This is a genomic window from Pseudomonas sp. YuFO20 (assembly GCF_035064975.1).
Taxonomy (GTDB): Bacteria; Pseudomonadota; Gammaproteobacteria; order Pseudomonadales; family Pseudomonadaceae; genus Aquipseudomonas; species Aquipseudomonas putida_AE.
The window spans coordinates 103549-126937 of sequence record NZ_JAXDEO010000004.1 but is presented as its reverse complement, the minus strand read 5'-3'; the positions used below and the strand labels follow the sequence as shown (position 1 = coordinate 126937).

The 23389-nt window shown below is 61.0% G+C and carries 22 protein-coding genes; 6 read left to right on the top strand and 16 right to left on the bottom strand.

Annotated elements, in window-relative coordinates; genetic code table 11:
- Positions 1 to 7: 7 nt before the first annotated feature.
- The 6 genes from SOP85_RS03755 to SOP85_RS03730 are packed head-to-tail and all read right to left on the bottom strand — an operon-like array spanning position 8 to position 5432.
- Positions 8 to 1951, bottom strand: a complete 1944-nt coding sequence (locus tag SOP85_RS03755; RefSeq protein WP_323626105.1) for a response regulator — start codon at positions 1949 to 1951, stop codon at positions 8 to 10.
- Positions 1941 to 2816, bottom strand: coding sequence for a sensor histidine kinase (locus tag SOP85_RS03750; RefSeq protein ID WP_323626104.1), 876 nt, complete (start codon positions 2814 to 2816; stop codon positions 1941 to 1943). Before SOP85_RS03750 ends, SOP85_RS03755 begins: the two co-directional genes overlap by 11 nt.
- Positions 2809 to 3819 carry an ATP-binding protein gene (locus SOP85_RS03745; RefSeq protein ID WP_323626147.1) on the bottom strand — a complete coding sequence of 337 codons (1011 nt, stop codon included), beginning with the start codon at positions 3817 to 3819 and terminating at the stop codon, positions 2809 to 2811. The genes SOP85_RS03750 and SOP85_RS03745 overlap by 8 nt, the downstream gene beginning before the upstream one ends.
- Positions 3816 to 4220: an anti-sigma regulatory factor gene (locus SOP85_RS03740; protein ID WP_323606389.1), complete on the bottom strand. Its 405-nt coding sequence runs from the start codon at positions 4218 to 4220 to the stop codon at positions 3816 to 3818. Before SOP85_RS03740 ends, SOP85_RS03745 begins: the two co-directional genes overlap by 4 nt.
- Positions 4217 to 4579: an STAS domain-containing protein gene (locus SOP85_RS03735; RefSeq protein WP_274075919.1), complete on the bottom strand. Its 363-nt coding sequence runs from the start codon at positions 4577 to 4579 to the stop codon at positions 4217 to 4219. Before SOP85_RS03735 ends, SOP85_RS03740 begins: the two co-directional genes overlap by 4 nt.
- Position 4580: 1 nt before the next feature.
- On the bottom strand, positions 4581 to 5432 hold the full coding sequence (locus tag SOP85_RS03730) for an STAS domain-containing protein (protein WP_274075920.1): 852 nt from the start codon (positions 5430 to 5432) through the stop codon (positions 4581 to 4583).
- 213 nt (positions 5433 to 5645) lie between these two features.
- Between SOP85_RS03730 and SOP85_RS03725 the strand changes: the two genes are divergently transcribed.
- Complete coding sequence (locus SOP85_RS03725; protein ID WP_274075921.1) at positions 5646 to 5834, top strand: hypothetical protein; 189 nt, start codon at positions 5646 to 5648, stop codon at positions 5832 to 5834.
- Between the two features lie 60 nt (positions 5835 to 5894).
- On the opposite strand, the gene SOP85_RS03720 is transcribed toward SOP85_RS03725, so the two are convergent.
- Positions 5895 to 6416 (bottom strand): DUF4142 domain-containing protein, encoded by a 522-nt coding sequence (locus tag SOP85_RS03720; protein WP_274075922.1) that lies wholly within the window; start codon positions 6414 to 6416, stop codon positions 5895 to 5897.
- A gap of 218 nt (positions 6417 to 6634) precedes the next feature.
- Between SOP85_RS03720 and SOP85_RS03715 the strand changes: the two genes are divergently transcribed.
- Positions 6635 to 6865 carry a DUF465 domain-containing protein gene (locus SOP85_RS03715; RefSeq protein ID WP_274075923.1) on the top strand — a complete coding sequence of 77 codons (231 nt, stop codon included), beginning with the start codon at positions 6635 to 6637 and terminating at the stop codon, positions 6863 to 6865.
- A 97-nt stretch (positions 6866 to 6962) separates the two neighbouring features.
- A complete protein-coding gene (locus SOP85_RS03710; protein WP_323606387.1) occupies positions 6963 to 7205 on the top strand; it encodes a hypothetical protein in 243 nt (80 codons plus the stop codon).
- A 123-nt stretch (positions 7206 to 7328) separates the two neighbouring features.
- Here SOP85_RS03710 and SOP85_RS03705 read toward each other — a convergent pair whose 3' ends face one another.
- From SOP85_RS03705 to SOP85_RS03680, 6 genes are all read right to left on the bottom strand, one after another.
- Positions 7329 to 8420: an SMP-30/gluconolactonase/LRE family protein gene (locus tag SOP85_RS03705; RefSeq protein ID WP_323626103.1), complete on the bottom strand. Its 1092-nt coding sequence runs from the start codon at positions 8418 to 8420 to the stop codon at positions 7329 to 7331.
- Complete coding sequence (locus tag SOP85_RS03700) at positions 8417 to 9568, bottom strand: sterol desaturase/SRPBCC family protein (RefSeq protein ID WP_323626102.1); 1152 nt, start codon at positions 9566 to 9568, stop codon at positions 8417 to 8419. Before SOP85_RS03700 ends, SOP85_RS03705 begins: the two co-directional genes overlap by 4 nt.
- A 178-nt stretch (positions 9569 to 9746) precedes the next feature.
- Complete coding sequence (locus tag SOP85_RS03695; RefSeq protein WP_323626101.1) at positions 9747 to 10610, bottom strand: LysR family transcriptional regulator; 864 nt, start codon at positions 10608 to 10610, stop codon at positions 9747 to 9749.
- A gap of 221 nt (positions 10611 to 10831) precedes the next feature.
- Positions 10832 to 12679 (bottom strand): amidohydrolase, encoded by a 1848-nt coding sequence (locus SOP85_RS03690; protein WP_323626146.1) that lies wholly within the window; start codon positions 12677 to 12679, stop codon positions 10832 to 10834.
- Positions 12680 to 12973: 294 nt separating this feature from the next.
- Positions 12974 to 13288, bottom strand: coding sequence for an SCP2 sterol-binding domain-containing protein (locus SOP85_RS03685; RefSeq protein WP_323606383.1), 315 nt, complete (start codon positions 13286 to 13288; stop codon positions 12974 to 12976).
- Between the two features lie 64 nt (positions 13289 to 13352).
- Positions 13353 to 14063 (bottom strand): histidine phosphatase family protein, encoded by a 711-nt coding sequence (locus SOP85_RS03680; RefSeq protein ID WP_323606382.1) that lies wholly within the window; start codon positions 14061 to 14063, stop codon positions 13353 to 13355.
- Between the two features lie 201 nt (positions 14064 to 14264).
- Here SOP85_RS03680 and sohB point away from each other — a divergent pair, with 201 nt between their 5' ends.
- A complete protein-coding gene (gene sohB, locus SOP85_RS03675; RefSeq protein WP_274075929.1) occupies positions 14265 to 15287 on the top strand; it encodes a protease SohB in 1023 nt (340 codons plus the stop codon).
- Between the two features lie 177 nt (positions 15288 to 15464).
- Positions 15465 to 19292 (top strand): dermonecrotic toxin domain-containing protein, encoded by a 3828-nt coding sequence (locus SOP85_RS03670; protein ID WP_323626099.1) that lies wholly within the window; start codon positions 15465 to 15467, stop codon positions 19290 to 19292.
- Between the two features lie 68 nt (positions 19293 to 19360).
- Here the strand turns inward: SOP85_RS03670 and SOP85_RS03665 are convergent, their stop codons facing one another.
- Positions 19361 to 19855 (bottom strand): DUF934 domain-containing protein, encoded by a 495-nt coding sequence (locus SOP85_RS03665; protein WP_274075931.1) that lies wholly within the window; start codon positions 19853 to 19855, stop codon positions 19361 to 19363.
- The gene (locus tag SOP85_RS03660; protein WP_274075932.1) at positions 19839 to 21497 is read right to left on the bottom strand and encodes a nitrite/sulfite reductase; all 1659 of its coding nucleotides are present in this window, start codon (positions 21495 to 21497) and stop codon (positions 19839 to 19841) included. Before SOP85_RS03660 ends, SOP85_RS03665 begins: the two co-directional genes overlap by 17 nt.
- 522 nt (positions 21498 to 22019) lie before the next feature.
- Here SOP85_RS03660 and SOP85_RS03655 point away from each other — a divergent pair.
- The gene (locus SOP85_RS03655) at positions 22020 to 23093 is read left to right on the top strand and encodes an ABC transporter substrate-binding protein (RefSeq protein ID WP_323626098.1); all 1074 of its coding nucleotides are present in this window, start codon (positions 22020 to 22022) and stop codon (positions 23091 to 23093) included.
- Here SOP85_RS03655 and SOP85_RS03650 read toward each other — a convergent pair.
- Positions 23090 to 23308 (bottom strand): DUF2970 domain-containing protein, encoded by a 219-nt coding sequence (locus SOP85_RS03650; RefSeq protein ID WP_323626097.1) that lies wholly within the window; start codon positions 23306 to 23308, stop codon positions 23090 to 23092. The two genes, SOP85_RS03655 and SOP85_RS03650, sit on opposite strands and share 4 nt — an antisense overlap.
- Positions 23309 to 23389: the final 81 nt, after the last annotated feature.

Here is a 23389-nt window from a genome sequence, read left to right as displayed (position 1 = left end):
CTTTTAATCAGGCGCCGTTGATGGTGCGCCGTACCTTGTCCAGCAGCTCATTGATCTGGAACGGCTTGATCAGTATCTCCATGCCGTCGCCGAGAAACACCTGGCGGTTGATCGCGGTTTCGGCATAGCCGGTCATGAACAGGATCGGCAGGTGCTCGCGCCAGCCCCGAGCGATGTCGGCCAGTTCCCGGCCGCTCATGCGCGGCAGGCCGACATCGGTCAGCAACAGGTCGATGGATTCGTCGTTCTGCAGGCGTTCGAGGGCGCCCTCGATGTCGGCCGCCTGGGTGCAACGATAGCCGGCATCCACCAGCACTTCGGCGACGAACATGCGCACCGACGGCGTGTCCTCGACAATCAGCACATGTTCACCGCCACCCTCGGCAGGCTGCGTCGCCGCTTCGACGGCGGCGGCGGTAGGGTCGGCGCTGGCCGGCAACATGATGGTGACTTCGGTCCCGCGTCGCGCCACGCTGCGAATGTGCGCATCGCCGCCTGACTGGCGGGCGAAACCGTAGATGGTCGACAAGCCGAGCCCGGTGCCCTGGCCCAGGGGCTTGGTGGTGAAAAACGGGTCGAACACCTTGTCGATCACATGGTGTTCGATACCGGTACCGTCGTCGCGCACCGACAGCGCGACATAGGCACCATCGGCCAGGTTGGGGTCGCCGTGGGAATAGGCGGCATAGGTGTTGACCCAGATATTGCCGCCCTGGGGCAGGGCATCCCGGGCGTTGATCACCAGGTTGAGCACAGCGCTTTCCAGTTGAATCGGATCGACCAGGGCGATGGCGGGTTTGCTCGTCAGTTCAAGCTTGAGGGCAATGCGTTCGCCGATGGTGCGCACCAGCAGTTCCTCGAGGGAGCGGATGTGCTCGTTGATGTCCACGGGCCGGGTATCGAGGGGTTGCTGACGGGCGAACGCGAGCAGGCGATGGGTCAGGGAGGCGGCACTCATGGCCGAGTTCAGCGCCGCTTCGGCATAGAACGCGACCTTGTCGGTGCGTGACTCGGCAACGCGCTTCTGGATCAGTTCCAGGCTGGTGATGATGCCGGTGAGCAGGTTGTTGAAGTCGTGGGCAATGCCGCCGGTCAGCTTGCCCAGGGCGTCCATTTTCTGCACCTGCAACAGCTGGGCTTCGGTGCGCGCGCGTTCGGCGACTTCGTTGGCCAGTTGGGTCGTGGCGTCGTCCAGTCGTGCCAGGTGCGAGCGTTCGCGGTGCCGGTGTTCGGTGACGTCTTCGACGAACACCAGGCTCAATTCTGGCGTGCGGTAGGGTGAAATCTGCCACTCGGTTTCGCGAATCTCCCCCTGCACGCTCATGCTCAAGGTGCCTTTCCAGCGTTCGCCATAGGCCAGGCGCAGACGCAGTTCCTCGATGACCGCGCACTGGTCGTCGGCGAAACACTGGCGTAGGGTATCGGGGTCGAGGTTGTCCTGGATCAGTTGGGCGAACGCATGGTTGCATTCGTGGACCTTGAGCTGGGCATCCAGCACGGCGATGGGGGCCGACACATTGACGAAAATCTCGCGAAAGCGCGCCTCGCTTTCCCGCAGGGCATTCTCGGTTTCGCGCACCCGCAGCAAGGTGCGCAGGGTCGCCAGCAACACATCCGGGTCCACCGGGTGGATCAGGTAGGCGTCGGCGCCGGCGTCGAGGCCAGTGATGATGTCGCCGGTCTGGATCGACGCTGCGGACACATGAATTACCGGGAGCAGGGCGGTAGCAGGCTCCGAGCGCAGTTTACGAACGATGTCGAAGCCACTCATGTCCGGCAGGTTGACGTCGAGGATCAAGGCGTCGATCGCCACGCTGGCGATCAACTCCAGGCCTTCGCTGCCGGTGCCGGACTCCAGCACCTCATAGCCGTGGCGTTCCAGGCGCCGGCGCAAGGCATAGCGCGTGGCGACGTTGTCGTCGACGATCAGCAAGCGCAGGTCACGTTTCATCGGCAGGCTCCATGGCGATGGCCAGCGGGATGATCACGAAAAAGGTCGAGCCCACGCCCGGTGTGCTCTGGACCCCGACTTCGCCCCCCAGCAGCAGCGCGAAGCGTTTGCACAGCGACAGCCCGAGCCCGGTTCCACGCAGGCGTTTTTGCAGCGGAGAGTCGACCTGGGAGAAGTCTTCAAACAATGTGCCATGTAGCTCTGGAGCGATACCAATTCCGCTGTCGCTGACGGCGAAACGCACGTAGTCATCGTTTTCCAGTCGCGCCGAGACCCGCACTTCGCCGCGGGTGGTGAACTTCAACGAGTTGGCAATGAAGTTGCGCAGGATCTGCGCGAGCTTCTTGTCGTCGGTGTACAACCGGGGCAGGCCCACGGGCTCCTCGAAGATCAGGTCCACGGCGCTGGTATCGACAATTGGCCTGAACATGCCCCGCAGGGCGGCGAACAGGTCGAACATGTCGAACCAGGCCGGGGAAATGGTGATGCGCCCGGCTTCGATCTTCGCCAGGTCCAGCAGGTCGTCGACCATGTCGCTCAGCTCCCGCGCGGCATTGCTGACGAAGGCCACCTGCTTGTGCTGCTCGTCACTGAGGGGGCCGTCGAGTTCATCGCTCAGCAGGCTGGCGATGCTCAGGATCGAACCCAGGGGCGTGCGAAATTCATGGCTCATGTAGGACAGGAAGCGGCTTTTCAGGTCCGAAGCCTGGCGCAGCTGTTCGGCCTGGTTGTCGAGTTCGGCATACAGCGCCAAAACGCCCTGGTTGGTTTCATCCAGCTCGGCGCGCAGGGCGTTGGCTTCACCTTGCAAGCGCGCGATCATGGCGGCTTTTTCGTCGATTTGACTCATGGGCATTTCAGCCATGGGCTGCCTCCAGGGCAATGACCAGTACCGTGACATCGTCTCGTCCACGGCAGAAATCGCGGTGCAGGATGGCGGCAATCACGGCCGGATGGCGGTGCCCCAGGCCGGGGTAGTCCGCCAGGTTCCAGCGCGACTGCAGGCCGTCGCTGTACATGATCAGCAATTGTCCGCTCACTTGAGCATAGTCAAAGGGTTGCGCCTTTCGATATTGCCCGCCGACGATGCCGGGGTGAGAGGCCAGGCCGCGGGACTTGTCCGGTGCGACCAGGCAGGCGCCGATGTTGCCGATGCCGACGAACTGCAACGCATCGCGGCCAGCGTCGAACTGGGCAATCGCCAGCGCACCGCCACGGGTACCGGTCATGGCCTGATGAATGTCTTCCAGCGCCAGCAACGGTGAGGCGAAGGGCTGCAGCGCGTAGGCTTTTTCGCCAGCGCGAGCGGCGAGTTCGGCTTCTTCGCCATGGCCCAGGCCATCGATCACCAGGGCGCTGATGCGTGGTCCGTCGAACGCCAGGTGCCAGGTATCGCCGCAGGCGGGATCGTCGCGCAACGAATGCTGGCTGACACCGATGCGCAGGTCCCGGGCCTTGTCCGAGCGTGGGTACAAGCGCGTGAGCAGCACGGCACCCCGTGAATCGGCATACACATCGAACACCTCGGTCTGGCGCGACACGGCGCCCAGGCCGATGCCCTGGGTGCCGCCGGTGGAAAACCCGTCGGCCAGGCAGGCCTGCAGGTCAAAGCCCTGGGCGCGGTCGATGGCGAGCATCTCGATGCCGGCACCGCTAACCCGGGGCAAGACCCTCAGGTGCAATTCGCCGCGGGTGGCGTGCTTGAGAATATTGCTGGCAAGTTCGGTGGCGACCAGCGCTACCCGTCCCGCGTCCGTGGTGTCGAAGCCATGAAGCTCTGCGAGTTTTTGCGCGGTGCGCCGTGCATGTCCGATCTGGCTGTTGTCCTCGATGACCAGCACTTGGGTCATCGTTCCACCGAAGTTCATGTCCATCGGGTAATCGTCACGCGAGTACCCTTTCCTGGCGCAGTGTCGAGTTCGAATTCATTGACCAGGCGCTTGGCGCCGGTCAGGCCCAGGCCCAGCCCGGAACCGGAGGTCCAGCCATCGGTCATGGCCAGCTTGATGTCGGGGATGCCCGGGCCTTCGTCACGGAAGACCAGGCGCAGGCCCACGCGCGGGTCTTCATCGAGGATCTGCCAGTCCATGTCGCCGCCACCGCCGTACACCATGGTATTGCGCGCCAACTCGCTGACTGCGGTGACCATTTTGGTCAGGTCGATAAGGCGCATGCCGCATTCCTGGGCGAGTTTGCGCGCCAGTTGTCGGGCCAGGACCACGTCCTGCTCGATGTGAATCGGATGAGTGCCGCTGCTGCGCACAGTCATTGTTCGCGTACTCGTGCCTGAAGCAGTTTCATCCCGCGCTCGACGTTCAGCGCGGTACTCACACCGGGCAGGGTGAGGCCAAGCTCCACCAGGGTGATGGCCACCGCGGGCTGCATGCCGACCAGCACGGTCTGGGCGTCCATGATGCTCGACAGCCCGGAAATGGTCCCGATCATCCGGCCGATGAACGAATCCACCATGTCCAGGGCGGAGATATCGATCAGCACGCCGCGGGCGGAGGTCCGGCTGATGCGCTCGGACAGGTCGTCTTGCAGGGTCAGGGCCAACTGGTCATGCATGTCCACCTGGATGGTCACCAGCAGGAAGTCGCCCATTTGCAGAATCGGAATGCGCTCCATCTCAATGCGCCTTGCTGACGGTCAGTCCCAGCCGGGTCAGGGCCAGTTTCAGGGCATCGGCCAGGTTGGCCTTGGTCACCACGCCTTGCAGGTCCAGGCCCAGGTGCACGATGGTCTGGGCGATCTGCGGGCGAACGCCGCTGATGATGCAGTCGGCCCCCATCAGGCGGATGGCGGTGACGGTCTTGAGCAGGTGCTGGGCCACCAGGGTATCGACGGTCGGTACACCGGTGATGTCGATGATGGCGATCTCCGAGCCGGTGTCGACGATCCGCTGCAGCAGTGATTCCATCACCACCTGGGTGCGTTGCGAGTCCAGCGTGCCGATCATAGGCAGGGCGAGGACGCCGTCCCACAGCTTGACCACCGGGGTCGACAGCTCCAGCAGTTCTTCCTGCTGGCGCTTGATCACCGCCTCGCGGGATTTCTGGAAGGTGCGGATGGTGTGCATGCCCAGGGCGTCGAGCAATTCGGAGATTTCCCACAGTTGCTCGGCCAACAGCGCCGGGCTGTCCTGGTAATGGTTCTGCAGGAGGGCAAACAGCGGACCCTTGAGCGAGAAGATGAAGCTGGCGGTCTGGTGAGAATCCTGGCCGAGTTGGGCACGGCTCTGGGAGAGCTTGTCGAGGAACTGGCGAATTTCATCCCAGCCGGGCGTGGCAATGTTCTGGCCGTTGCCATTTTGCAGGCCCGAGATGACCAACTGCAGGAATTCCGAGGCCTGCTGCTGCAGGTCCTGCTCTTTGAGATTGCGCGTGGCGCCGCTGGACTCCAGGCCATTTTTCCATTCGGTCAGCAGTTGTGCCTGGTTGTTCTTCATCGCATCGAGCGTGCTGGTTTGCAGTGCCGCCATGGGACTTGTCTCCTTGAATGTGTGCGGCCGATTCCGCAAAAAATGACCGGCGCAATGCAATGACATTTGGCGGATGAAATAGTTGTTGCGTTCGACAGGTATTTTCATCCGATACACAAGGACTGTAGGACAAAGACGAAGGGAACGTTGGTCGCGTGGTGGAGTTCGAACGGTTATGACCCGACGGTTTCGAACGCGACGCACGAGGTACTTATGAAAGATGAAAATGAACTAGACGAAAACGCCAAGACCCCCGAGCCGGAAAGTGCCGACAAGGCGGTCGATCAGAAAAATGTGCACAGCGATAACGACAACGAGTTCAGCCCGGGCTTCAAACCTGATCCTGATCGCCCCAAGCCTGGCGATGACACGGATGCCGATATCGATACCGACGGCGGTTAGGCTCGGCCCCAAACAAAAAGACCGCATGGATTCATGCGGTCTTTTTGTTTGATGAGCGGATTACTTGTCCGGATGCGCGGCTTGAAGCTTCTTCGCCATTTCCAGATGTTTTTCCAGCCCCGGCAACATTTTTTGCGCAAAGCCCTTGAGCTCCGTGGCGCCTTTGGTCTTGTCGTCGGTCACGGTATTGGCTTGTTTCTTGAACAGTTCGATGGTGTTTTCGTGTGCCTTGACCTGGTTGTTGGCGTAGGCCGAATCGAAGGACTCGTCACGCATGTCGAGGAGCTTTTCCTTGGCCTGTTTCACCAGTGTCGTGGTGTCCGGCACTTCGATGTCATTCTTTTTCGCGATGGTCGCCAGTTCATCGTTGGCCTTGGAATGATCGGTGATCATCATGTTGGCGAACGCCTTGATATCGGCTGACTGGCTTTTTTCCAGGGCCAGGCGGCTGGTCTCGATCTCGGCGATGCCGCCTTCGGCTGCCTTGTCGACAAAATCGTTATCGGTTGCCGCGAATGCCGCGCCCATGGTGGTGCTCAGGGCGATGGCCAGAGTGAGGTGGCGCAGGTTAAATCCGTCCATTGGTTCTTCTCCACACGGTAGTTCATGGGCGATCGAGTTGATCGTTATGCTGTGGAGGTCGCGGGTAGGGCAAAGGTTTTATCGCATTTGCGACAGGACGACGAACGGACACCGCTGGTCTGACAGGTGGTCGACAGAACGGGCCAACCAAGGCCATTCTGATAGTTGGCGAACGCAATCAATCGCGTTTGCTACCGATTAACAAACGGAGGTGTTCCATGCCGGTGCCCCATGACCTTTATCAGGATTTGAGTTGCACAAAGGAAGATATCCAGCAGAAACGCACCAAGGATCCGTTACTGGATTCACTGATCAACAAATACTCCCAGGCGGACGCCGAAGTGGTGAAGGCAGAGCAAGCCAAATCCAGTGATGACACGGTGACAAAGCTCAAGGCGAAGCGCCTGGAGGTCAAGGACAAGATCGTCAAGCAACTCCAGTTGCCGTGAGCCACCGACAATCGGTGGCTGAATAATTGGAACGGCGATATTGACCGGCACCTCGAATGTCTAGAGCCCGATGACGCGGCTTCATGCGAGGTGCCTCATGTCCGACCCAAAATTTCCCAGCGAAGAACAAGGGGGCTACGACCCCATTCCGACCCATCCCGAACCCTTGAGCCCCGGCCGTACTGCGGTCAATCCGGAGGACGAGCCGGGCATTGATGAACTGCCGAACAATGAAGGTGCCATTCCCATGGATCAGGACGACGGCACTGACATCGATCGGGAGCGGGTGCGGGAAGAAACCGATAATGCGGTGCGCGATGACGAGGCCGATCCGCGATAACCCAGAAACCACAGATCCCCTTGTGGGAGCGGGCTTGCTCGCGAAAGCGGTGTCCCATTCAGCATAGAAGTTGAATGTAATGGCCTCTTCGCGAGCAAGCCCGCTCCCACATTTGGATCTGCGTTAATTCTGCAACGCCGTGCTCAGTGGCAATCGCGCCATGTTTTTCGCTTTCAACGAGCCCAGATACAACCACTCCCCATACTCGCGCACGGTGGTGATCGGCGAGTAGCTGTCGCTGCTGCCGTCCTGCAGGTTGGCGATCACCTTGCCCTCAAGGTCCAGCCCCAGCACAAAGGCGCTTTTTTCCACCGGCCTGGGCAGGAGGGTCATCGCTCGGGCGATCATCTTGCGCACGAAAGGGTGCGCCGCCGTTTTGTCGAGCAGGGCGTTGCGCGGCGCATACAGCGCCACCCAGAAGCGGTCGCGACCATTGAAGGCCAGGTTGTCGGGAAACCCCGGCAGGTTGTCGATGAACAGGTCATGATTGCCGGCGTTCGGCCCGCTCAGCCAGTAGCGAGTGATGCGATAGGCACCAGTTTCGTTGACCAGCACATAGGCATCGTCCGGCCCCAGGGTGACGCCATTGGCAAACTCCAGCTTGTCCAGCAGCACCGAGGTCTTGCCGGTCTGGAAGTCATAGCGCAGCAAGCGCCCGTCGCCGCCATGTTCGATGATGGCCTGGCCGTCCTTGCCGTAGCCGAACCGGCTGGAGGCGTCGCTGAAGTAGGCGTAGTGCCCGGGCTTGTCGATGGCCACGTCGTCGGTGAAACCAAACGGCACCCCATTGGCGTCGGTGGTCAAGGCCACCAGGCGACCCTGGGCGTCCAGCGACAACAAGCCCTTCACGGCGTCGGCGATCACCAGCAAGCCATTGGGGTGGCGGGCCAAACCCAGGGGGCGGCCGCCGGTATTGGCCAAGACCTTGGTGTCCTGGCCGTCCAGGCTGGTGCGAATGACCCTGCCATCATGCAAGCCGGTGATCAGCGCGTTGTTTTCCATGAGCAGCGCTTCGGGGCCGTCGATGTCTGCGGCGCCGACGCGCTCCACGCCCTTGAGGCGCTGGTTGTCCGCGTACGGGCCGCTGCTGAGGGACGGCGCCGGTTGCGGGGTCCAGGCGACGGGCTTGACCTTGGTCGGCATCAACAGCAGGAAGGCGACGAGGGCAACGATCAGCAGCAACAGCCAATGATGAAACCTGATCGTTCGGCTCACGCACGCACTCCTGTCGACGCCAGGTATCTTTCTGCGGTTTCGCGAAGTGCCAGCATCGACGCCGCCGATTCCCGTTCGATCCGTCGCTTGAGCAGCAACTGGTTGGCCATGCGCATCGCCAATCCACTGAACCGGTATTCCAGCGTGCGAACAAAGCGCGTGCCATCGCCCTCGGCCGCGCATTCGTAGGTCAGCAACAATGACAGACCATTATCGCCATGGGCCCGGGCAATCCAGCGGCGTCCAGGCAGATACTCATCGACCACCCAGCTCAAGTGTCCGTCACGCCCACCGGCGCGGATGTCCTCCTCGAACCGCGCGCCGGCATGCAAGGGCCCGTTCTGGCCATCGATCCTGAGGGAAGAGGGATGCCAATCCGGCCAGTGGATCACGGTGCTGGCATAGGCCAGCACGGTAATGGGATCACCGGCGATATCGACTTTATGTTGCATGCGGATCATGGGCGTTCTCTTCAGGTGCTGGAAGTCCGGTTCCGGTTCCGGCTCCCAATAGAGGGTGCCGAACAGGTAATCCATCAACGGAAAAACGATGTTGAAATTGCGCTGCTGCATCATTTCGCGGCGGTGATGCAGTTCATGCAGGCGCCGCATCTGGCGGATCCAGGGCAGGCGCGTGATCCGGTTGTGCGACGGCAAGTGCTCACAGGCATGGAACACTTCATAGGTCAGGTACCCCAGGACCAGGCAGCCGCCAACCAGTCCGGCAACGTTCGCATCCAGGGGCTTGAGCAGCCACCACAGGGGCAGGGTGACCAGCAGTGTGTGCAGCACGATCAGCCAGGCCGGGAACAGGATCACCCGCCAGTCGCGAGCACTCTCGTAGGTCATGTGGCCGGGGGCGAAAAAGCTGTGGTGGTCGCCGGCGTGGCGGGCATAGAACATCCGCGCGAAGCTTTTTTTGTGATGGCCCAGGTGCCGATGCACCAGGTACACGACGAGATTGAAGAACAGCAAGGCCACCGGTACCGACAGCCATTCGAGGAGCGTTACCTGGTGCACGGTGCTCCAGAAAACGCCGATCGCCACCAGGCCGAACACCAGTACGAAGGTGCCATGCAGCCAGGGGTTATAACGGGGATGAATGTCGCAACGGTAACGGGCGCGGAATGCTTCGGTGGTCTGCCTCACTGCAATCACCTGTCTTTTTTGTTATCTCCAGCAGATTAGCCGATCCCGGCGTTTTGGCTGGTGACCGCTGGATTTTATTGCCGCCCCATCTCTAGGGGCTGTACCCGATCCACATACTGTAGGAGCTGGCTTGCCAGCGATGACGGCCTCACAACCACCCCATCCCTCGCGCCCGTACTCACGTCAGCGGATTCCACCGCTGCGACCAATCATCATCGCTCCTGATCACCTCGCGCAGCAGGTCGAAGGCCCGTTGCAGCGCCGGCGAGTCGCGGTCGCGGGAGTAGACCAGGTAGGTCGGGTAACTGAATTCCGGGGCCTTGGGCACGAGCTCAAGCATGCCGCTTTCCAGGTAGCTCTGGACCACCCGGGTGCGGAAGTAGCCGCTGCCACCGTGTTCGAGGATGTACTGCAACCCCAGGGGGCCAAGGTTGAAACTGAGCGCCGCCTTGGCTTTTTCCGGCAGGGCGGCGTCGTGCTGGCGGCGAAAGTGCTGGCCCCAGTCGATGTACACATAGGGTTCGGGGCGCTCGGGGTGACGTACGAGGATGAGTTTTTCCTCGAGGATCTGCTCGACCTGCAGGCGCGGCCAGTATTCGGGTTGATAGACCAGCGCCGCATCGAGCACGCCCAGCTCCAGTTGGCGCAGCAGGTTTTCGCCGTCGCGGATTTCCATGCGCAGCGCATGGCCGGGAATCCTGTCGCGCAGCACGCCGGCCCAACGGAGCATCAACGGATTGCACAGGCTGACCTCGCCACCGATGTGCAGGACGTCGTGGAACCCCTCGGGCAAGGGCAAGTCCCGGCGCGCGGCCTCCCAGGTTTCCACCAGTTGATTGGCATAGATCACGAAGGCCTCGCCATTGGGCGTCAGGCGGGCCCCGGCGCGGTTGCGCACGAACAGCGTGCTGCCCAGGTGGCTTTCGAGCTTCTGTACCCGCGCGGTGATCGCGGTCTGGGTGACGTGGAGTTTCTCGGCGGCCGCGGCAAGGCTGCCGTGGCGGACGATTTCCAGGAAGGTGCGGGCGAGGTCGATGTCCATGGGGTGGCCGGTGCAGGAAATGCTCGCATTGTAAGAGCAGGCTTCGCCAGCTGTCACAGGTGGTGTTCAGCGATGAAGAGTGCACCTTCCACGCAGATCCAATGTGGGAGCGGGCTTGCTCGCGAAGGGGTCATGTCAATCAACGGAAATGTGGACTGAACTACCGCCTTCGCGAGCAAGCCCGCTCCCACATTGGGTTGCGATGCTCGCGAGATTGTCGGTTAGAACGCGAAACACGAACAGCCAAACGCCCCCCAGAACCCACGGAAGTCACTGACCGGCGCATTCGACAAGCGCGCCCGCTCATGACTGTGCGCATGCACCGCACACGCCCCGACGCATTGATGCACCTGGGCCGTCAGCGGCGCCGATGCTTTCCAGTGCCCAGGCACCTTGGTCACTGGCGACCACTCCGGTACCACGGGGATGGGCGGCGGCCCGAGTTTTTCGAACTCGACGCTGGCGTAGACGATCTTGCCATCGACCAGGGTCAGCACCGATTCGATCCCCTTGATGCCTTCGGCCTCCATATGGAAATAGTCCCCTGACAAGGCAATCAGGTCCGCCAGTTGCCCGACCTTGATCTGACCCTTCTTGCCTTGCTCGGACGAGAACCAGGCGCTGCCATGGGTGAACAGCTCCAGCGCGGTGTCACGGCTCAAGCCCTGCGGGTACAACGCCAGGCCGCCGACCGTGCGGCCACTGACCAGCCAGTACAGCGAAGTCCAGGGGTTGTAGCTCGACACCCGCGTCGCATCGGTGCCGGCACCCACCGGTACGCCTTCGGCCAGCATGCGGGCAATCGGCGGGGTGTGTTCGGCCGCCTTGGCGCCATAGCGGTCGACGAAGTACTCGCCCTGGAAGGCCATGCGATCCTGGATGGCGATGCCGCCGCCCAGCGCCTTGACCCGCTCGATGTTCTGCGCGGTGATGGTTTCGGCGTGGTCGAAAAACCACGGCAGGCCGTCGAACGGAATGTCGCGGTTGACCTTCTCGAACACGTCGAGCATGCGGCTGATGGATTCGTTGTAGGTGGCATGCAGGCGAAACGGCCAGCGTTGCTCCACCAGGTGCCGTACCACCGGTTCCAGGTCCTGTTCCATGGAAGCCGGCAGGTCCGGGCGCGGTTCAAGGAAGTCTTCGAAATCCGCCGCCGAGAACACCAGCATTTCCCCGGCACCGTTGTGCCGCAGGAAATCGTCGCCCTGGCCGTAGCGCGAGGTACTGGTCCAGTTCTTGAAGTCGGTCAGTTCTTCCTTGGGCTTCTGGGTAAACAGGTTGTAGGCGATGCGCACGGTCAGTTGCTGGTCCTTGGCCAACTGCTGGATGACCTGGTAGTCGTCCGGGTAATTCTGATAACCACCGCCGGCGTCGATCGCGCTGGTGACCCCCAGGCGATTGAGTTCGCGCATGAATTGCCGGGTCGAGTTGACCTGGTACTCCAGCGGCAGTTTCGGTCCTTTGGCCAGCGTCGAATAGAGAATCATTGCATTGGGCCGGGCGATCAACATGCCAGTGGGATCGCCATTGCCATCGCGCTGGATTTCGCCGCCTGGCGGGTTCGGCGTATCGCGGGTATATCCCACCACTTTCAGCGCGGCGCGATTGAGTAAAGCACGATCGTACAGGTGCAGGACGAACACCGGCGTGTCGGGGGCGGCCTTGTTGAGTTCGTCGAGGGTGGGCAGGCGTTTTTCGGCGAACTGGAACTCGTTCCAGCCACCCACCACCCGCACCCACTGTGGAGTTGGCGTGCGGTCGGCCTGGTCCTTGAGCAGGCGCAAGGCATCGACCAGCGAGGGTACGCCTTCCCAGCGCAGTTCGAGGTTGTAGTTGAGGCCGCCACGGATCAGGTGCAAGTGTGAGTCATTGAGGCCGGGGATCACCGTGCGCCCGTGCAGGTCGATGACTTGCGTGCCGGGGCCTTGCAACGCCATGGCCTGGGCGTCGCTGCCGACCACCACGAAGCGCCCGTCCTTGATGGCGACGGCACTGGCCTGGGGTTTCTTGCGATCGACGGTGTGCAGGCGTCCGTTGTAGAGAATGAGGTCGGCGGGGGTGTCTGGCATGGTTTTACTCCCTGCGAACAGCGGGCTGATCCAGGCACCGACGGCGCCTGCGCCAAGACCTTGCAGTACGTGACGGCGGTTGACGCCGTTGTGTTCCTCGGGTGGGCTCATATCAGTGCTCTGCGCAACGTGAGTTGAGGGCAAACAGCTGAAGCCAGCCGCATGCGGCCAGAAGGAATATAGTCGGCAAATTCGCAGTGAGTGGTTTTCAAACGCCGAAAACGACGAATCCCGCCACAAGGGGCGGGATTCGTTTGCAGCCAGGCGCGCTTGCGAAAGTCGCAAGCGGTGCGTTTAGGCCGGGAACAGCTCGGACAGTTTCATCGCCAGCATCATGTCGCCTTCTGCGCGCAGTTTGCCGCCCATGAACGCTTGCATGCCGTCGGTTTCGCCGCTAACGATGCCTTGCAGGGTTTCGCCGTCCATCACCAGGGTCACCTGGGCGTCCGGGTTTTCGCCTTCCTGCAGCTCGCAGGTGCTGTCCTTGACGACCAGCGAGAAGTTCTTGGTGTCGTCGATGCGGAAACCGAAGACCAGGTCCAGACCGGCAGCAGCGGCTGGGTTGAACTTGGCTTTCATTGCTTGTACGGCATCAGCTACGGAGGTCATGGTTTGATCCTTTTTTTGGTGATTAGAGCTGGGTGATTACAGCCAGGGTCACAATAGTCCGGACTCAGCGAAACGTGATGAGTTCGGGGGTCTTCAACAGTTGCAGGTGCGCATGACTGTTGAAGGAAGCCAGGGCCACCTCGCGACCACGAAACTTCAGGTGGTTGAGCGAGGTATTGACGATTTGCCAGTTCAGTTCAAACGCCTGTTTGGCAGGCATTTGGGTAATGAGGTGGAGCAGGGCGGTAATGGTGCCGCCGGAGGTGAACACAGCGATTTTCTGGGTGTTGTCGGCTTGTTCGAGGATGCGCTGCAAGCCGGCTTGTACCCGCTCGACAAAACCCAGCCAGCTTTCCAGCCCCGGCGTGTCATAGGTGCCGGCGAGCCAGCGTTCGATGATCAGGGCGAAGATGCGTTGGAACTCGCCTCGGTTCTGTGCGGCGTTGCGCAGGATGTTCAGCGCGTCGGGCTCGTCCGGCAGCATGGCTGGCAACAGCGCGCGGATCACCGCGTCAGCATCGAATTCATTGAACGCCGAATCGGTCTCCAGGATCGGCACCGGCAGGCCCACGGCGGCGTATTGTTCCAGTGCGCTATTGGCCGTATGTTGCTGGCGACGCAAGTCGCCCGACAGGCACCGATCGAAGCTGATACCGAGTTCGGCGAGGTGCTGGCCGAGAATTTCCGCCTGGCGAATACCGGTGGGCGACAGGACGTCATAGTCGTCCGCACCAAAGGAGGCCTGGCCATGTCGAATCAAATAGATGCTGCCCACGTCCGCGTCATCCCGGTACGTTGAAGGTTTTGCGAGGTTATGGGGATGGCGCTGAGCTGTCAATGAAAAAACATACGCTTGTTTGAAATGCTTGTTGCAGGCCTGTTGCCAGAGGTTTCACGGCTGGTCGCAAAGGCGGCGCATGGGTATGCTGGTGGTATCCCGCGCACTTGCATGCCGCGCAACGTTTAAGGAGTCCCTGTGGAGTTTTTGTCCGAGTACGCCGTTTTCCTGGCCAAGACCGTGACCCTGGTGATCGCCATCCTGGTGGTGCTGGCCAGCTTTGCGGCCTTGCGCAGCAAAGGTCGACGCAAATCCGCCGGCCAGTTGCAGGTCAGCAAACTGAATGATTTCTACAAGGGGCTGCGCGAACGCCTGGAGCAAACCTTGCTCGACAAGGACCAGCTCAAGGCCTTGCGCAAGTCCCAGGTCAAGAGCGAGAAAAAACAGAAGAAGCAGCCCGAGGCCAAACCGCGGGTGTTCGTGCTGGACTTCGACGGCGACATCAAGGCCTCAGCCACTGAAAGCCTGCGCCACGAAATCACCGCGCTGCTGACCCTCGCCACGCCCAAGGACGAAGTGGTACTGCGCCTGGAAAGCGGTGGCGGCATGGTCCACAGCTACGGCCTGGCGTCCTCGCAGTTGGCCCGTATCCGTGAGGCCGGCGTACCGCTGACCGTGTGCATCGACAAGGTCGCTGCCAGCGGCGGCTACATGATGGCGTGCATTGGCGAGAAGATCATCAGCGCGCCGTTTGCAATCCTCGGCTCGATCGGTGTGGTCGCGCAGCTGCCCAACGTCAATCGCCTGTTGAAAAAGCACGACATCGACTTCGAGGTGCTGACCGCCGGCGAATACAAACGCACCCTGACGGTATTTGGCGAAAACACCGAGAAGGGCCGGGAGAAATTCCAGGAAGACCTGGACATTACCCATCAGCTGTTCAAGAACTTCGTTGCCCGCTATCGCCCGCAACTGGCCATCGACGATGTGGCCACCGGTGAAATCTGGCTGGGCATTGCAGCGTTGGACAAGCAACTGGTGGACGAACTGAAGACCAGTGACGAGTACCTGGCCGAGCGCGCCAAGCAATCCGAGCTTTATCACCTGCATTACGCCGAACGCAAAAGCCTGCAGGAGCGTATCGGCATGGCGGCAAGTGGTTCGGTCGATCGTGTGTTGCTGAGCTGGTGGAGTCGCTTGACCCAGCAACGCTTCTGGTAATTTCCTGGGTCGTTGAAAAAAAACCGTGGGTAATTCCACGGTTTTTTTCTTTCAGGGCGATCCAAATTCCTTGCGAAGAAGGGAAGTTTCCTAAGCCCCCTGACGATTGCTCCCGCTTTTAGGGGGATCGGGGCCGGGTATGGTGGTATTCCTGAAATGAGCGCAAAGGAATGCACCATGAATGAAATACCTCCCGCCAATGCTGCAAGCCCTGATCCCGCGTCGGCCCTGCGAATGCGCGATGAACTGGAAACCGCTTTGGCCATCTCCCTGCCGCAAACCCCCGGTCAGTTTGGCGAGCAGTTGATCAAAAAACAGTGGGGCCAGTACATCGATCCGGCGACAGCCCAGCTGGTGACCCTGGATTACGATTACAAGGGGCATCCTGCGCAGAACGGCATCCACCAGGGACGGGTGGCAAGTTCCATGTCCCTGGTGCAGGCGTTGCTGTCCAACTACCAGACCGTGGGCGACGGGCGCTTCGGTGAATCCGCCTTTGGGTTGTACACGCCACCGGATGTCGGGCCGTCGATAAGGATCGTGGCCCACGTTGACGAGTTTGCCGATATTGGCAGCGGCAACCACGACAGCTACGAAGGCATCTACCGCCAGACTGTGCCGCAAGGCTACGGACCCGCCACTCAGATCGCCGTTAGGCCCGCCGATTTCAAGCAGTGGGTCTGGCAACTGGATCTCCAGGGCCTGTACCAGGCCTATCTCGGGCAAGCCTGGCCAGCGGACGCCGAGATCGTCGCAGTCAAACCGAACGCCCTGAAAACCTCGGCCAAAGCCGCCCTCGTCATGGCTGCTTTTCTGCAGTTTCGTGAGAAAAGCCTGAGCCAGAAAGGTCTGGAACTGGCCCTGCAGGCGGCAGGACTGCCGCCTGACCAGGCATGGGCAACCCTGAAACTCGAACAACTGCAGGCACCGGGTCGCAGGCTGGCGAATCTGAAGTCGGGTCGCCTGAAGCTCTATCGCTACAGCTCGAAGGATATCTGGGGCTGGCGTGATCCGAATGGCCGGATTGTTTTGTACATCCCAGGTAACTCTTCTCCGCTGCACATCTTCGGCGATGCCGGGCAACTGCATCAATGGGTGGTGGAGCAGGGCAAAAGTGACGCGACGAAACTGGCCCTGGCTGCGCACTTTGCCGAGGAGGACCGCAAGGACGGTACGTTCCATGCGGGTGTGGTGACGGCATTGGACGGCATGGCGGTCTATCCGCGGCAACACCGGTTGACCAAAGAAGCGGGTTTCTTCAATGACGACGGTTTCTGGGAACCTGCCCGCTACATCGGTTTCGATGACTCGCCAGCAGGCGCCGACCCGTTTGCCCAGCTGGTGCTGGCCATGAAGGAGGCCTCCCTGGCCAGTGTCAAAACCATTCGTGACGATGCCCAGGTCAATCGGGATAACCTGAGTGCCGTCGTCGAACCTGTGGTGCAGTGGATCAACCGTTTTGGCCCCCTGGCGCTGTTCGTCCCCGGTGGCGAAGGATTGCTGGCGCTGGCCGGCATCATCGACGCCGGTTATGGTCTTGATCAGGCGGTCAACGGTGAAACCGCGGATGATCGAGGGGCGGGCGTCACCCGAACAGTGTTTGGCTTGCTCAACGCGCTGCCGCTGGCGGGCGTAGGCGCGGTGCTGAAGGGCGATGCTGAGGCAGGCGCCATTGTCGAGCGTTCCCGCGAACCGGGCCAGAATGCGGGCGATGCCAGGCCATTGCCGGATCAGGCCGCGGACCCCTCTGCGCCAACGGCCCCCGCAGCGTTGAACCGTGTGCAGCTTCTGCGCGGAATCGGACCCTCAGTGGCATCCTTGAGCGATGAAGTGCTGGCGCAGATCGGCAAGGTCAGTGCCATCGATGATGACATGCTGCGCCTGATGAACAGTGGGCGCCCGCCGACGCCCTTGCTGGCCGATACCATCAGCCGATTCAGGATCGATCAGGAACTCGGGCAGGCGGCAATGTCTCAAAGCGCGCGCGCCGAGCTGTTTTCCACCCGGTACCAGGCGCTTCAGCACTCGGAACATCAGTGGGTGCGGTTGTTCCAGCGGCAATACCCTGGCCTGCCCAGGAGCGCCATCGAACAAATGCTCGAGCGCTATGGCGTGGACCTCCAGAGCCCGGTGGACGCTGCACGCGTGCGGCAAGCATTCAAGCAGCTGAACCAAAAGGCCCTGCAATATCAGGAGCATGTGCGGCTCAATCGTGCCTATGAAGGCTTGTACATTCGCTCGCAGGTCACTGCGGAATCGGACACCCTGGCCCTGCATTCGCTGAAAAACCTGCCCGGATGGCCAAGGAGCCTGCGAATTGAAGTGCGCGAGCACTCCGTCATCGGCCCAATGCTGGACCGTAGCGGCGCGCTTGACGCCTCGAGCGTCCGTCGACTGATCAAGGTGGATGGCCATTACCAGGGGCGAGCCGGGCAGATGGACTTTTATGCAGCGCTTGTCGAAGTCTTGTCCGAGGACGAGCGTTCGGCATTGCAACTGTCTGCGGTTGACCCGGCATTGGCGTTGCGGCTGCAAGTCAGTGAGCGGGTTCTGCCACGCCCGGAGCTGGTGCTCGGACTGCACAGGATGGACAGCGGCCTGCCCTTCGAGACGCAAGGGCTGCGTGGCGGCGGTTTCCCCGGTACGCCGCAGGGCGCAGCGCTGACCCACGAAATGATGAGGCTGCAGCTCAAGGAGATCTACCCGGATTTCACCGATACTGAAGCCGATGAGCTGCTACAGCGTACCGGTGGCGGTGCGCAGGCACACATCGATTGGCTGAAACAACAGTTCCAGCAGCTCAACACGGACTTGAATGCCTGGATCGATCAGGTGATGGACGACATCGAGGACATGGACATTGACTTCCTCGACGCAGACGATGACGGGGCAGAGGGACTGGCGGATGAGGAGATCGAAGAGCATAACGAAGAGCTGGTCCAGAACGCGATCAACTACGAACGGGAAACCAGGATCGAGCTGGCTGACGAGCTTAAAGACATCTGGCAAAGGCGTGCGAAAGACGACCTGCGCGTCTATGAAGGCGCAGAACTTGTTGGATTCAGGCTGCACATGGGCTTCGAGAACTATCACCGATTGCCGGTCCTGAACATCCGGTTCAACCATGTCGTCGAGTTATCGATGCCACGCTTCCATGTGGCCGAACGTGGAACCTTGAACGGGTTCCTGGAGTGTTTTCCGAATCTGCAGACCTTGGATCTCGAAAGTGCCGAACTGATTGAATTCGACGCCCAGGGCAATGGGCAGACTGTACTGCCGACAGCCATCTTGAGCCTGACGCGTCTCAAGTCGCTGAGTCTCAAGTCCACCGGCCTGAAGTTCACCGTAGAGACATCAGGGCAGTTGAGCGGGCTGGTCAGGCTTCACACCCTGGACCTGAGTGACAATCCATTGGAAGTACCCCCTGTGCTGCTGCGGATGAATGACTTGCGGCGGCTGAACTTGAACAACACCCAAATTACCCGGTGCCCTTACGGCATCAGGGATGAGCCGTACATGATCTCACTGGATTTGCGTGACAACCAGATTGCGCGGATTCCGCCCGCGGTGATGAATCAGGCTGTCTCGGTGGATCGTGTGCTGCTGTGGGGCAATCCGTTGACGGACGAGGACACGCTGCGCCGACTGATTACTCATCGTGAGCAAACCGGGATCAATTTATGGCTGGGCGCGCCAGGCGCTGACTACGGACAACCGATGGCATGGCTACGAGACTGCGACGCCACGTTGCAACAGTTCCGACAAGCACTTTGGCAGCGGTTGGCAGGCAAACCCTCAGGTACGCGGTTCTTGAGCGCAATAGACAGGCTAAGCCTGACCCCCGACTTCCGGGTCGCTTATCCGACACTGCAGGCACGCGTCTGGCGACTCCTGGAGGAGGCGGATGCTTCAGAGACCGTATGGAGTCGATTGATCGCGGTGCGTGGGCGGCTGGAAAACCCATGGGTGGCTTTCAGGATGCTGGAACAAATCGCAGGCCTTTGAACGGATTTTATCCGTGGTGCCTGCAAGGAGGGAGCCTTGAACCCCGAACGGGGTTCAAGGCTGGACAATCAGCGGCGACGGAACAGCGGCAGCGGTTCGTCGGTGGCGGCCTGATAGGTCACCGAGAAGTCCTTGAGACCTTCCAGGGCTTCGTACGGGTCTTTATCGGGGCGAATCGCGAACGCATCGAAACCGCAGCGGTGCAGGTAGAACAACTGGTCGCGCAGCACGTCGCCAATCGCCCGCAGTTCGCCTTTGAAACCGTAACGGTCACGCAGCAGCCGGGCGTTGGAGTAGTTACGGCCATCGGTGAAGGCCGGGAAGTTCAGGGCGATGACCTGGAAACTCGCCACGTCTTCACCGATTTCTTCCGCTTCTTCATCGGCGTCCAGCCAGATGCCCAGGCCGCCGTCGCGGGCCAGGAGCATGCGGCTGTGTTCACGCCACAGCTGCAGCGGGACGATGTAGTCGTCGCAGTTGGTGATTTCGTCGATGCTGAAATCCTTGGGCAGCAGGTGCCAGGTTTCGTCGACGACTTCGTTGTTCTTAATGATTCGCTGCATAGACGCGTTCCTTGAAGAGGTCGATGCCAATACGCTGGTAGGTGTCGATGAAACGCTCGTCTTCGGTACGTTGTTCGATGTACACGTCGATCAGCTTCTCGATCACGTCAGGCATGGCTTCCTGGGCGAAGGACGGGCCGAGGATCTTGCCCAGGCTGGCGTCACGGCTGGCGCTGCCGCCGAGGGACACCTGGTAGAACTCTTCGCCTTTCTTGTCCACCCCGAGGATGCCGATGTGGCCGACGTGGTGGTGACCACAGGCGTTCATGCAACCGGAGATGTTCAGGTCTAGTTCACCGATGTCGAACAGGTAGTCCAGGTCGTCGAAACGGCGCTGGATCGATTCGGCGATCGGGATCGACTTGGCGTTGGCCAGGGAGCAGAAATCGCCACCCGGGCAGCAGATGATGTCGGTCAGCAGGCCGATGTTCGGCGTGGCGAAACCTTGCTCGCGCAACTCGCCCCACAGGGTGAACAGCTTTTCCTGCTCGACGTCAGCCAGGATGATGTTCTGCTCGTGGGATGTGCGCAGTTGACCGTAGCTGTAGCGCTCGGCCAGGTCGGCCACGGCGTCGAGCTGCTTGTCGGTGATGTCGCCCGGGGCAACGCCGGTCGGCTTCAGGGACAGGGTCACGGCGACATAACCGGGCTTCTTGTGGGCCAGGGTATTGCGTGCGCGCCAGCGGGCAAAGCCCGGGTGCTGTTGGTCGAGTTCGGCCAGGGCGGCGGCCTGGTCGTCCAGCGCCTTGTAGTCCGGGTCGACGAAGTGTTTGGCGACGCGATGGACTTCGGCTTCGGTCAGCGTGGTCTGGCCACCGCGCAGGTGCTCCATTTCCGCATCGACTTTCTGGGCGAAGACTTCAGGGGTCAGCGCCTTGACGAGGATCTTGATCCGCGCCTTGTACTTGTTGTCGCGACGACCATAGCGGTTGTAGACCCGCAGGATGGCGTCGAGGTAGCTCAACAGGTCCTGCCACGGCAGGAATTCGTTGATGAACGCACCGACGACCGGCGTACGGCCCAGGCCACCGCCGACCAGCACGCGGAAACCCAGTTCGCCAGCGGCGTTGTGCACCGGCTCAAGGCCGATGTCATGGACTTCGATGGCGGCACGGTCGGAGGTCGAACCGTTGACGGCGATCTTGAACTTGCGCGGCAGGTAGGCGAATTCCGGGTGGAAAGTGGTCCACTGGCGGACGATCTCGCACCATGGGCGCGGATCGATCAATTCGTCGGCAGCGACACCGGCGAACTGGTCGGTGGTGACGTTGCGCAGGCAGTTGCCGCTGGTCTGGATCGCGTGCATCTGCACAGTCGCCAGTTCAGCCAGGATGTCCGGGATGTCTTCCACGGCCGGCCAGTTGAACTGCACGTTCTGCCGGGTGCTGATGTGCGCGTAGCCCTTGTCGTAGTCGCGGGCAATCCTGGCCATCATTCGCATTTGCCGCGAAGTCAGCTGGCCGTAAGGCACGGCGACTCGCAACATCGGCGCGAAACGCTGGATATAAAGGCCATTTTGCAGGCGCAGGGGGCGGAATTCTTCTTCGCTCAGCTCGCCTGCCAGATAGCGTCGGGTCTGATCACGGAACTGCTTGACGCGGTCCTCGATGATCCGCTGATCGTATTCGTCGTATACGTACATATAAGTCCTGTTCTCAGGCTTGGGTCGCTCGGATACCGCTGCGTTTTTGTGCTTGCCGGAGTCCGATAAAACCTCTGCAATTCTGCGCGCACGGCCGCGCACTCCCTACGGAGCCGGGGCAAGATACCAGTTTGCGGTTATGCGCAAAAGTGATGTTTGAGTATATGTAAAGAACCAAAAGGACTAATGAGAATCGTTGTTGCAAAGACCCTGTTTGTGGTGCGGGCAATCGTCGTCTTTAATGTGATCGAGTCTTTATGCAATCACCGATAAAACCGACAAGAGGCGATGCAATGAGCAACCCTACCAAAGCAACGAAAAGCGATAGTTCGGTCGATGCCTGGGCGATCCTGTTCCTGATCATCCTGGTCGTTGGCACTGCGGTATTCTGGGTCAGTCACCAATAAACCAACCCGTCCGGGTCCCATTCCGACGATTGTCGGACAAAAACCCGAATAAACGCCGTTTTCCGGGGTTTCGCTGGCTATAATGCGCGGCGAATTTCCGGGGCTCGGACGATCAATGCTGAAGTTCTTCTACTCCTTCCTGCTGCTGTTCGGCGCGGTTCACAGCACTGCTGCCCGAGCGGAATCGGTGCTGTTCCTGAACCCCGGAACGACCGAAGAAGCCTTCTGGGTCAGCTATTCGCAGTTCATGCAGGCGGCAGCCACGGACCTGGGCATCGACCTGCGGATTCTCTACTCCCAACGCATGCCGGAACTTACCCTGGCGCAAGCGCGTGTGGCGCTGCAAGGCCCCGGGCGTCCGGACTATCTGGTGTTCGTCAACGAACAATACGTCGCCCCGCAGATCATTCGCCTGGCCGAGGGCAGCGGGGTGAAGCTGTTCATGGTCAACGCGTCCTTGACGGCCAACCAGATGAGCCTGCTGGGCGAGCGCCCTGAGCGCCTGGGCAGCCTGGTGCCCAACGACGAGGAGGGCGGCTACCTGATGCTCAAGGAACTGATTCGCCAGCATCCCCCCGTGGCGCCCGGGGAGGTCATCGAGCTGCTGGCGTTTTCCGGCCTGAAAATCACCCCTTCGGCGCAGCTGCGCGAACAGGGCATGCTGCGGGCCCTGGCCGAGCACCCGCACGTGCGCTTGCGCCAGCTGGTTTACAGCGGCTGGACCCGGGAGCGGGCGTATGAACAGGCCGGGCTGCTGTTCCGGCGTTACCCGAAGGTCTCGCTGGTGTGGTCAGCCAATGACGAAATGGCGTTTGGCGCCATGCAGGCGTATTCGGAGACGGGCGGGGTTTCGGGCAAGGATGCCTTGTTCAGTGCGGTCAACAGCTCGCCGACGGCGTTACAGGCGTTGCTCGACGGACGCCTCAGCGTGCTGGTGGGCGGGCACTTCACCCTGGGTGGCTGGGCGTTGGTGGAGTTGCATGACCTGGATCAGGGTGTGGATCTCGACCATTACGGCGGCCGGGACCGGCGGATCCCGTTGCTGCAACTGATCGACAAGGCACAGGCCCGGCGATTGCTGGCCATGGGCGAATCACCGGCCTACGGTGTGAACTTCCGTCGACTGTCAGCCAAAGGCCGGCCGACGTCGTATCGCTATCCGTTCAGCCTGCAAACCCTGATGCGTTAAATGCCGGCCAGATGCAGCACCAGTTGCACGATGCCATACAGCGTCAAGGCGAACACCGCCGTGAACACAATCCCCAGGATCACAAAATGACTGGGCTTGCCGTGGGTGAAGTCCCGCGCCCGGTTTTTCCCGCTCTGCACCCCGAACGCCGCCGCCATGACGCTGTGCAGCATCTGCCAGAAGGTCGGCGGCTTGTTGTCGACTGGATCGTCCATAAACCCCTCTTCACCAAGGTGTGAGAGCTAAGCATAGCCAAACCCCATAACTATGTACCGCCACGCCGGCGGCTGGCCGTG

What these genes read in the sequence shown, in the direction of transcription:
- SOP85_RS03755 (WP_323626105.1), bottom strand. Translation starts at nt 1,951, where the DNA reads ATGAAACGTGACCTGCGCTTGCTGATCGTCGACGACAACGTCGCCACG.
- SOP85_RS03750 (WP_323626104.1), bottom strand. Translation starts at nt 2,816, where the DNA reads ATGGCTGAAATGCCCATGAGTCAAATCGACGAAAAAGCCGCCATGATC.
- SOP85_RS03745 (WP_323626147.1), bottom strand. Translation starts at nt 3,819, where the DNA reads ATGAACTTCGGTGGAACGATGACCCAAGTGCTGGTCATCGAGGACAAC.
- SOP85_RS03740 (WP_323606389.1), bottom strand. Translation starts at nt 4,220, where the DNA reads ATGACTGTGCGCAGCAGCGGCACTCATCCGATTCACATCGAGCAGGAC.
- SOP85_RS03735 (WP_274075919.1), bottom strand. Translation starts at nt 4,579, where the DNA reads ATGGAGCGCATTCCGATTCTGCAAATGGGCGACTTCCTGCTGGTGACC.
- SOP85_RS03730 (WP_274075920.1), bottom strand. Translation starts at nt 5,432, where the DNA reads ATGGCGGCACTGCAAACCAGCACGCTCGATGCGATGAAGAACAACCAG.
- SOP85_RS03725 (WP_274075921.1), top strand. Translation starts at nt 5,646, where the DNA reads ATGAAAGATGAAAATGAACTAGACGAAAACGCCAAGACCCCCGAGCCG.
- SOP85_RS03720 (WP_274075922.1), bottom strand. Translation starts at nt 6,416, where the DNA reads ATGGACGGATTTAACCTGCGCCACCTCACTCTGGCCATCGCCCTGAGC.
- SOP85_RS03715 (WP_274075923.1), top strand. Translation starts at nt 6,635, where the DNA reads ATGCCGGTGCCCCATGACCTTTATCAGGATTTGAGTTGCACAAAGGAA.
- SOP85_RS03710 (WP_323606387.1), top strand. Translation starts at nt 6,963, where the DNA reads ATGTCCGACCCAAAATTTCCCAGCGAAGAACAAGGGGGCTACGACCCC.
- SOP85_RS03695 (WP_323626101.1), bottom strand. Translation starts at nt 10,610, where the DNA reads ATGGACATCGACCTCGCCCGCACCTTCCTGGAAATCGTCCGCCACGGC.
- SOP85_RS03690 (WP_323626146.1), bottom strand. Translation starts at nt 12,679, where the DNA reads ATGCCAGACACCCCCGCCGACCTCATTCTCTACAACGGACGCCTGCAC.
- SOP85_RS03685 (WP_323606383.1), bottom strand. Translation starts at nt 13,288, where the DNA reads ATGACCTCCGTAGCTGATGCCGTACAAGCAATGAAAGCCAAGTTCAAC.
- SOP85_RS03670 (WP_323626099.1), top strand. Translation starts at nt 15,465, where the DNA reads ATGAATGAAATACCTCCCGCCAATGCTGCAAGCCCTGATCCCGCGTCG.
- SOP85_RS03665 (WP_274075931.1), bottom strand. Translation starts at nt 19,855, where the DNA reads ATGCAGCGAATCATTAAGAACAACGAAGTCGTCGACGAAACCTGGCAC.
- SOP85_RS03660 (WP_274075932.1), bottom strand. Translation starts at nt 21,497, where the DNA reads ATGTACGTATACGACGAATACGATCAGCGGATCATCGAGGACCGCGTC.
- SOP85_RS03655 (WP_323626098.1), top strand. Translation starts at nt 22,020, where the DNA reads ATGCTGAAGTTCTTCTACTCCTTCCTGCTGCTGTTCGGCGCGGTTCAC.
- SOP85_RS03650 (WP_323626097.1), bottom strand. Translation starts at nt 23,308, where the DNA reads ATGGACGATCCAGTCGACAACAAGCCGCCGACCTTCTGGCAGATGCTG.